Below are 8,771 nucleotides of genomic sequence, written 5' to 3'. Positions count from 1 at the left end.
GGGTGGGAAAATTGACCGGGCGCTACGTGCCTGTAGCGTCCGGGGCATGTCTCCTCCCGTCGCAGCCCTCGCCACCCCCGCGATGTTGCGCCGTACCGACCCCGTCCGCGGGGCGGTGGAGCGCCTGGCCCGGACGCTGCCCGCGCGCGAGGACGCCACCGTCCTCCTGGACTTCATGGAGGACGACCTCCGCGAGGGCCTGGACGCCCTGGGCGACGTGCAGGCCCACTTCTACGACCTGCTGCTGGCCCTCCACCGCGAGAAGCTGACGCCGGTGGCCCTGATGAACGCGGCGGAGGACCTGCACGTGCTCCAGCGCCTGGAGGACCTGCACGAGGTGGTGACGCAGCTGCGCCGCCGCCTGTCGCAGGCCGCCGGGATGATCCGCCACGGCTGAGACTTCGCGAACCCAGCTCAAGCCTGACGCAATAAGAAGGCCCGCGCTCCCAGGGGGAGGCGGGCCGGGGGCGGTGTCTCAGCCCCGCGTCACCACTTGAGATCTTCCTTGCCCTGCGCCTCCATGGGCTTTTCACCGGGGCGCTTCACGCCGGACAGCGTCAGCCGCACCGCGCCCAGGTCGATGGCGCCCACGGCGGCCAGCGGGAGGCGGCGCTCGTCGTCGGTAATCCAGACGTGCACGTCGCGCGTCTGCGACGGCCGGTCCAGGCGCGTGGCGGTGCCGGCCACGTGCCAGGCGTCGAACTCGCCCAGGGGCAGCGACACGTGCTCGCGCTCCACCACGGTGGCCGTCATGCGCCACATGCGGCGGATGCCGTACACGTCGAAGCAGACGGGCAGGTCCTTCTTCATGGGCAGCTGACGGATGAGGTAGATGGCGCCCGCGACGTCCAGGCCGTCCTTGTCGTAGGCGTAGTCGAAGTGGCCCTTGGGGCGGTCCCCAATCTGGTAGTCCACCTTGACGCTCTTGTCCTGCGCGCCGAAGTCCACGTTCACCTTGCGGCGCTGCTCGTTCTCCACGGCCTCCTCGGTGTAGCGCGAGGGGCGCAGCGTCTTGGGGTGCAGGTAGCTGGTCGCGCTGCCGCGCACCCGGCGCACCTTGGAGAACAGCGTATTGGTCTGCGCCTCCACCACCACGGGCAGCGAGCCGTTGGCGGGGCGCTGCACGCGCATGGTGAGCCGGCCGGCCTTCGCGCCCATGGCGTCCATGTCGAACTCGAGCAGCTCCCCCGGCTTGAACGCCAGCGGCGTGCGCAGCGTGGGCAGGCCCTGCTCACAAGGCTTCACGGCGACGACGGGCTCGTCGGCGGCCGGGGCGGAGGACGCATCGCCGGTGTTCTCCGCCGTCGCGGCGGCCTTCGCCGGATCCGTCGCCTCCGCGGGGTCCGCCGCGCGCATCGTGGGCGGACGCGGGACGTTCAACGGGCGGGGCTGGGCCTCCCGGGCCTGACCCGGAATGGCGCTGAGGGCGCTGAAGGCGAGGCAGGCCGCGACGAGGTTGCGCATGGCGTTCATTCTGCTTCCTCCCAGGGGGGAGTGACTACGGGGTTCCCCCGGAAGTCCGACGTCCGGAGCCCTTCGCTTGTTCAGCCGACTGCCGCTTCACGATGTGCTGGGTGATTTCCCTGCGCACCGCTTCCCACTCCGCCGGGTCCCGGGAGATTTCGTACCCGGACTTCGCCAGCCGCTTCGCCGCGGTCTTCGCGAAGGCGCCGTCGCCCAGCGACGTGAGCAGGCGCAGGTATTCGTAGTCCTCCAGGCCGTCACGGATGTGTTTGAGCCGCAGGGACACCACGGGCTGGTGCTCGGTGCCCCCCAGCTTCGCGGGCGTGCCCGGGTAGAAGAGGGTGCCGTCGCCGTTGCCGCCGAACTCGAACAGGTCCGCCCAGACGTCCTTCTTCGTGTTGTAGGCGAAGACGGTGTCGAAATAGAGCTCGCCGTCCACGCCGCTTCCGAACGCCAGCGGGCCCATGGCGCGGTTGAGCGGGGCGGGGTGGTCCACCATGTACGAGGCCCAATCGCTGTACGCCTTGTCCAGCGTCTTGTCCGGAGGCGGGCCGCCCGTGCAGCCGTGGGCCATACAGCTCTGGTACCACCACACCTTCGCGCTGGAGGGCAGCTTCGAGCGCGCGGTCGCGGCATCCGCCACGTGGTGGCACGTCTGCGGGCCCTCGCGCGGATAGAAGCAGTTGATGATGGGCGTGAGGATGTCCACCGAACCCTGGAGCGCCGGGTTCAGCGCGGTGGTGACGAGCACGGGGATGGAGCCGCCCGCGTCGCGCACGCGCTTCGCCTGCGCCTTCACCAGCGGGAAGTCCGCGGGCTTCGGTTCGTCCTTGGCGTAGAAGAAGAGCTGGGCCTTCCAGCCCTTGTCCTCGAAGTGCTTCTGGAAGGCGCGGTAGTACGCGGACTTCTCCGCGTCCGTGGACGCCTTGCGGTTGTCGCGCACGTCCGTCGTGGTGAAGCGAGCGCCGGAGGGCAGCGCGCTTCCGTCCAGGAAGGGCCCCATCTCCGCGTCGTACGCGGTCCAGTCCAGCAGCGCGCGGCCGTCCTGGAACTTCACCGGCGGCGGGTCCATGCCCATGCCGTGCGCGCTCACGCGGTGCTCCAACAGCGCCTTGCCGTACTCGCGCAGGAGCGCCTTCGCCTCCGCGGAGTCCGCCGCGATGCCGTGCCCCTTCGCGATGCTGTACAGCGAGACGCCGAAGCTGTTGGGCAGGGACGACGTCGCGGGGATTTCGAAGGGCTGCACCTCCACGCTGAACGGAACGGCCGGCAGTTCCTTCCCGTCCACCGACGCCGTCAGGCTGCCCGTATAGGTGCCCGGCGCCTGCTTCGCCGGAACGCAGACCTCCACGTAGACGACCGTCGGATGTCTGGGATTGCCGGGCGCGGACAGCGGCACCAGCGCGTCGGGCCACGGCCCCGGCTTGCCCTCGCCGTTGGAGGGCGTCTTCACGTCAATGTAGACCTCGCGCCACGCGTCCACGGTGAGCGGCGCGCCCGGCCCCTTGAGGGCCAGGGGCTGCATCGTCACGCGCGTCACGCCCTGGGGGAGCACCAGCTGCGTGCCCTCGCACTCACCCCGGGCCGCGCTGAGGCGGGCCTCCTTCGCGCCCTTGGGCGTCGCGTCCGGCCGCACCTTCACCAGGGGCGACACCACCTGCACGCCACCCGGCGCGGCGGAAAGCGCCGCCGCCACTGCCCATGCCCAACCCACGCCCATGCCCCCTGCCTTCCCCTGGTTGGCGGACGACGCTGACTTCAGTCGCCCGAGTTGTCCGCCCGGGCCACCGCCGCCACCACGCGGCCCGGCTTGTAGTCCGTGAGCTCCGCCACGACGGTGCCCAGCGCGAAGTCCGCTTCGATGCGCACCGGCACGTGGTGCGAGTCCGTGGTGAGGTACGCGACCATGTCGCGCTTGGACTCCAGCTTGCCGCCGAAGTCGGTGCGCACGCGCACGCGGAAGGTGTCCTTCGCGCCCGCGGGCGTCGAGACGGTCTCGCGGCCCTCCACCGTGGCGCTCAGGGTGAACTGCTTGCTGCCGGTGAACACCGGGTATGCATAGGAGCGGCCCACCACCAGCTCCTGGCCGCGCAGCGCGAACGTCGCGCCCGCCACGTCCATGGTGCCCTCGGGCAGCGTGTGCTCCGACTCGCGCGGCGGGTCGCTCTCCTTCTGCTTGATGACCTTCGCGCCCGCGCCGTCCGCCGTCAGCTGGATGCGCTGGCGGCGGCGCTTGCGGTTCTCTTCCGAGTGCAGATCGCTCCCCGTCACCCGCTGGCTGCCCGCGTTCCAGTACGTCACGAAGCGGCTCTTGATGGGGTACACGCCCACCAGGTCGTCGGACTTCGCCGTGGAGACAATGGGCCACACGCTCTGGCCCCACTGCGTCATGGGCGCGCCCACCGTCACCGTCGCCGTGCCGGCCGTCAGCCCCAGGTACTTCACCCGGTACTGCGCCTGCTCACCCGGGCCGAACGCCGAACCGGTGGGCTCCTGGGCATGCGCCAGCGTGGACCCCATGAGTCCCACCACCGCCGCCGTGAACCCCCACCTGGACAGACCGCGCATCGGGTGTGCTCCCTTGCCTGCAAGTTAGGTGGCCGGCCCGCCCAAGCCAACCGTGCCGCTCAACCGCCCCCACCACCGGACATTTCCAGGACGGACGGCCGTGGGACAGCATTCAAAGCCGTCCGGCCGCCCTCCGGACGCCCCTGGGAACGGCCGGCAGGAGACGGAAATGGCGGCCCGCAGGGGTACACGCCCCCAAGCCCCGCTGACAAATGGCGGACAGTCGCGCGCGCCTGCCTGCATGCCCGGCAAGGCACTCCCGGACGGGGTGCCCGGTGCTAGCGTCCGGGCCCATGGCCAACGACTTCCAGTTCGACGACGACGACTTCGCCAAGGAGAGCGGCGCGGGCGCCGGCATCCGCGTGTTCGATGAGTTCGACTGCCCGGGCTGCAACGCCAACAACCCCGTGGACGACACGTTCACGGACGGGGACGAGGTGCGCTGCAACTACTGCGGCTGCGAGTTCAAGGCGCTCGTCAACCAGGAGGGGCGGCTGCGGTTCCGCGAGCTGTGAGCGGACTTCAGGCGCGCTCGCCGAAGATGGCGGTGCCCACGCGCACGGCGGTGGCGCCTTCCAGGATGGCCTGCTCGAAGTCGTGCGTGGTGCCCATGGACAGGGCGGTGAGCCCGTGCGCCGAGGCCAGCTCGCGCAGCCGGGCGAAGCCCTCGCGCATCCGCGCCACGTCGTCCGTGGGCGGCGGCAGCGCCATCAGCCCCACCACCTGCAAGTGGGGCAGCTCGCGCACCTTCGCCACGAAGTCGCCCAGCGCGTCCGGGGTGAGGCCGTGCTTGGTGTCCTCGCCGCCCAGGTTGAGCTCCACGTAGCAAGGCAGGGGCGTGGAGCCCGCGCGCCGCTTGGACAACTCCGTGGCGACGTCCAGCCGCTCCAGCGCGTGGAAGGCGTGCGCGACGCGCGCCACGTACTTCACCTTGTTCGTCTGCAGCGACCCGATGGCGTGCCAGCGCAGGCCGTCCAGGTCCTTGAGCTCCTCGGCCTTGTCCCGCAGCTCCTGGGCGTAGTTCTCCCCGAAGTCGCGTTGGCCCGCGGCGTACGCCTCGCGGATCAGCGCCGCGGGCTTGAGCTTGGACACGGCCACCAGCGTCACCGACGACTCCGGCCGCCCCGCGCTCGCGCAGGCCTTCGCCACGCGCTCGCGCACCCGCGCCAGGTTGTCCGCCACGCTGCTCATCGCGAAGCCTCCGAGCCGGGCGAGCCGGGCGAGCCGGGCGTCCAGGGAAGCGGCATGCCCGCGCGCTGGAGCAGCGCCAGCGTCTCTCCCAGCGGCAGGCCGACGACGTTCGAGTGGCTGCCGTCGATGCCCTGCACCAGGAACCCGCCCTTGCCCTGGATGGCGTAGGCGCCCGCCTTGTCCAGGGGCTCACCGGTATCCGCGTACCAGGCAATCTCATCTGGCGAGAGCGCGCGAAAGGTCACCTGCGTGCGAACCACCTGGGCCTCCCGGGCCCTTCCCGCCACCGCGATGCCGGTGAAGACCTCGTGCACCCGGCCGGACAACCGGCCAAGCATCTCCCGCGCCTCGGCCGCGTCCCGGGGCTTGCCGAGCAGCTGCGACCCCAGGGCCACGGTGGTGTCCGCCGCCAGCACCCAGGCCTCCGGGTGCCGGGCGGCCACCGTGCGGGCCTTCTCCTCCGCGAGCCTTCGCACGTAGTCCGGCGCAATTTCTCCGGCCTTCGGCGTTTCATCGATATCCGCCGCCGCCACGGTGAAGCGAAGGCCCAGCTGGGCCAATAAATCCTTGCGCCGGGGCGATGCGGAGGCGAGAACGAACAGAGCGGTTGGATCCATGGGCGGGTGCGGGAGGTTTCGCGCTCGCGGGCCTTAGCAGACTTGCGCTCCAGAGGGCACCTCGATGAACCCCGCGGACCTCCTGTCGGCCATGAAGCGGACAGTGGAGCAGCTGGCCGCCTACAACGAGATGGCCAAGGCGTTGACCTCCACGCTGGAGCTGCGCGAAGTGCTCGCGCTGGTGATGCAGAAGGTCAGCGCGCTGCTCAAACCGCGCAACTGGTCGCTCATCCTCCAGGACGAGCGCAGCGGAAAGCTCTACTTCGAAATCGCGGTGGGGGAGGGCGCCGAAGCCCTCAAGGGCCTGCAGCTCAACCCCGGTGAAGGCATCGCCGGAGCGGTGTTCTCCTCCGGCGTCGCGCGGCTCGTCCACGACGTGGCGGGCGACTCCAGCTTCGCGCCCCGCTTCGATGAGGCCTCCGCCTTCCACACGCGCTCGCTGCTCGCCGTGCCCCTGGTGGCGCGAGAGCGGGTGCTGGGCGTGATTGAGCTGGTCAACGGCCCCACGGAGCCCGGCTTCACGCATGACGACCTGACCGCCCTGTCCGCCATCGCGGACTACGCGGCCATCGCCATCGAGAACGCGCGCAACTTCCGCCGCATCCAGGAGCTCACCATCACGGACGAGCACACCGGCTGCTTCAACGCGCGGCACCTGCGCGCGCAACTGGAGCAGGAGGTGAAGCGCTCGGCGCGCTTCCGCCACCCGCTGTCCCTGGTGTTCCTGGACCTGGACCACTTCAAGTCCATCAACGACCGGCACGGACACCTGGTGGGCAGCGCCACGCTCAAGGAGGTGGGGGACCTGCTCATCAGCCTGGGCCGCCACAACCTGGACGCCGTCTTCCGCTACGGCGGCGACGAGTTCGCGGTGATGTTGATTGAGACGGACACGGCAGGGGCGCAGGTCATCGCCCAGCGCATCTGCGAGGCGTTCCGCGGCCAGCGCTTCCTGCGCGAGCAGGGACTGGACGTGGCGCTCACCGCGAGCGTGGGGGTGGCCTCCTTCCCGGAGCACGCCACCACTGCCACGGACCTCATCCGCGCGGCGGACTTCGCCATGTACGCGGCCAAGGGGCGGGGCCGGGACGGCATCGCCGTCGCCGAGGCCCCTTCGGCGGAGGGGGCCCCTCGCGAGGTCCCCTACGCCCGCTCCGGCGGGTGACTACCCCGCGGAGCCCAACACCGAGTCGATGGCCTCGTTGTTGGTCACGACGTTGCCGCTCTTCTTCAGCGACTTGAGGAAGGACTCCGTCAGCTCGATCTGCTTGGCCTGACGGGCCTGGGTGCGCAGCTCCTCCTTGCGCTTGTCGAAGCCCGCGGTGTCCGGCTTCTCGCGATCCACCACCTGCGCGACGATGCTCGCCTCGCCCACGGTGAAGACCTCGCCCAGCACCGCCGGGCCGTTGGCCTCGAAGGTGGCCTTCACCAGGCCCGGCGCCGGACCCAGGTGCGGCACGGAGTCACCCTGCGCGGTGAAGCTGTCCGTCTCCACCGCCTCCGGCTTGGTCTCCGCCTCGAAGCGCAAGAGCGCGGGCTGCTGACCGGCGGGCACCGGGAACTGCTCCTTCAGGGACTTGCCGGCCTTGGCCGCCGCCAGCGCCTTCTCCGCCTCCGCCTTGGCCAGCCCCTTCGCCTGCTCCTGCTTGAAGAGGGTGGTGGCGATCTCGGCCTTCACGTCCTCCAGCTTCTTCGCCTGGGCGTCCTTCTTCTCCTCCACCTTCACCAGGTGCACGCCCAGCGCGGACTCCACCGGCTGCGTGACTTCCCCGGCCTTCAGCGCGAACGCCGCGTCGGCCAGCGCCGGGTCCCACGTGGTGCGCTCCACCCAGCCCAGCTCGCCGCCCTTGGCCTTGGTGGCGGTGTCGTCGCTGCTCGCCTTGGCCAGGGTGGCGAAGTCCTTGCCGCCCTCCAGCTCCTTGCGGAAGCCCTCCGCCTTCGCCTTGGCCTGGGCCTTCTGCTCGGGCGTGGCGTCCGGGGCCACCTTCACCAGGATCTGGCGCGCGCGGATCCGCTCCGGCACGTTGTAGACGAAGCTGTTCGCCGCGTAATAGTCGGCGATCTCCTTCTCATGGTCCTTCTGGAACGCGGCCAGCTGCGCGGGCGTGGGCGCGGGGACCTTGTCCGCGTACATCGTGGGCAGGAAGCGGGCGAACACCAGCTTCGCCTGGTTGCCTTCCTTCTCGTAGCGGGCGCGGACCTCGTCGTCCGACACCACGGCACCCGTGCGCACCACGTCCAGCATCTTCTGGGCGGCCATCTGGCGGCGCAGCTCCTGCTCGTACTCCTGCGGCGTGCGGCGGTAGAAGTCGCGCAGCACCTGCTGGTAGCGGGCGAAGTCGAAGGCGCCTTCCTTGCTGTGGAAGTCGGTGTTCTCGTGGATGACCTTGCGCAGCTCCTCATCCGACGGGGTGATGCCGTGGCGCTCCGCCGACTGGGCGAGCAGCTCCGCGTTCACCAGCCGGTCGAGCACCTGCTTGTCCAGGCCGAACTGGCGGGCCACCGACTCCGGGATGGGGTTGCCCTGCGAGCGCAGGAAGTTCATCTGGCGCGACCAGGCCATGCTGAAGTCGCGCAGGGGGATCTCCTTGCCGTTCACCGTGGCGACCGCGCTGGCGGTAGGCGCCTGGCTGCCCGTGTCCGCGAACCCGTTGCTGCCCGGACCGAACTGGAGCGTGAACACCACGGCGATGCCGATGATGAACAGGAGGGAGAAGACCTTCCGGGGATTCAAACCGTCCATTGTCGTCACTTCACGGTCGGAAGCGCCCGCGAATCACCTTGCGGAAGGTCTCGCGGCGCCGTGTTGTTGGTAGCCCGGCCGGTGGGGATGCATGAGTGTCAACACCCCCTCATCCGGGCCTTGACTGCCTAGGACAACAGACCGGAAAATGCAAGCGATTCAGCCAGCTTAGCCAGCCCCTCTCCCTG

Annotated in this window: 9 protein-coding genes; 3 read left to right on the top strand and 6 right to left on the bottom strand. The window is 70.2% G+C overall.

What is annotated here, in order from left to right; translation table 11 throughout:
- Nucleotides 1-46 precede the first annotated feature (46 nt).
- Nucleotides 47-397 (top strand): hypothetical protein, encoded by a 351-nt coding sequence (locus D7X55_RS30170; RefSeq protein WP_120546791.1) that lies wholly within the window; start codon nt 47-49, stop codon nt 395-397.
- 89 nt (nt 398-486) lie between these two features.
- On the opposite strand, the gene D7X55_RS30165 is transcribed toward D7X55_RS30170, so the two are convergent.
- Genes D7X55_RS30165 through D7X55_RS30155 form a run of 3 tightly spaced genes read right to left on the bottom strand, consistent with a single transcriptional unit; the run spans nt 487 to nt 4,032 of the window.
- Entirely contained in the window at nt 487-1,473 is a 987-nt protein-coding gene (locus tag D7X55_RS30165; RefSeq protein ID WP_233610155.1) for a DUF3108 domain-containing protein, read from the bottom strand.
- A gap of 25 nt (nt 1,474-1,498) precedes the next feature.
- Entirely contained in the window at nt 1,499-3,184 is a 1,686-nt protein-coding gene (locus D7X55_RS30160; protein WP_121724872.1) for a DUF4091 domain-containing protein, read from the bottom strand.
- Between the two features lie 38 nt (nt 3,185-3,222).
- Nucleotides 3,223-4,032 carry a DUF3108 domain-containing protein gene (locus D7X55_RS30155; RefSeq protein WP_121724871.1) on the bottom strand — a complete coding sequence of 270 codons (810 nt, stop codon included), beginning with the start codon at nt 4,030-4,032 and terminating at the stop codon, nt 3,223-3,225.
- A gap of 293 nt (nt 4,033-4,325) precedes the next feature.
- On the opposite strand from D7X55_RS30155, the gene D7X55_RS30150 reads away from it, so the two are divergent.
- Nucleotides 4,326-4,547 (top strand): hypothetical protein, encoded by a 222-nt coding sequence (locus D7X55_RS30150; RefSeq protein WP_120546788.1) that lies wholly within the window; start codon nt 4,326-4,328, stop codon nt 4,545-4,547.
- Nucleotides 4,548-4,554: 7 nt separating this feature from the next.
- Here the strand turns inward: D7X55_RS30150 and D7X55_RS30145 are convergent, their stop codons facing one another.
- The gene (locus tag D7X55_RS30145) at nt 4,555-5,223 is read right to left on the bottom strand and encodes a YggS family pyridoxal phosphate-dependent enzyme (RefSeq protein ID WP_120546787.1); all 669 of its coding nucleotides are present in this window, start codon (nt 5,221-5,223) and stop codon (nt 4,555-4,557) included.
- On the bottom strand, nt 5,220-5,840 hold the full coding sequence (locus D7X55_RS30140) for a nucleoside triphosphate pyrophosphatase (protein WP_120546786.1): 621 nt from the start codon (nt 5,838-5,840) through the stop codon (nt 5,220-5,222). The genes D7X55_RS30145 and D7X55_RS30140 overlap by 4 nt, the downstream gene beginning before the upstream one ends.
- 64 nt (nt 5,841-5,904) lie before the next feature.
- Here D7X55_RS30140 and D7X55_RS30135 point away from each other — a divergent pair, with 64 nt between their 5' ends.
- Nucleotides 5,905-7,005, top strand: coding sequence for a sensor domain-containing diguanylate cyclase (locus D7X55_RS30135; protein ID WP_120546785.1), 1,101 nt, complete (start codon nt 5,905-5,907; stop codon nt 7,003-7,005).
- Here D7X55_RS30135 and D7X55_RS30130 read toward each other — a convergent pair whose 3' ends face one another.
- On the bottom strand, nt 7,006-8,583 hold the full coding sequence (locus D7X55_RS30130; RefSeq protein ID WP_121724870.1) for a SurA N-terminal domain-containing protein: 1,578 nt from the start codon (nt 8,581-8,583) through the stop codon (nt 7,006-7,008).
- Between the last annotated feature and the right edge of the window lie 188 nt (nt 8,584-8,771).

This window comes from Corallococcus sp. AB049A, from assembly GCF_003668885.1.
GTDB lineage: Bacteria > Myxococcota > Myxococcia > Myxococcales > Myxococcaceae > Corallococcus > Corallococcus interemptor.
This window is presented reverse-complemented; position numbering and strand designations above follow the sequence as displayed.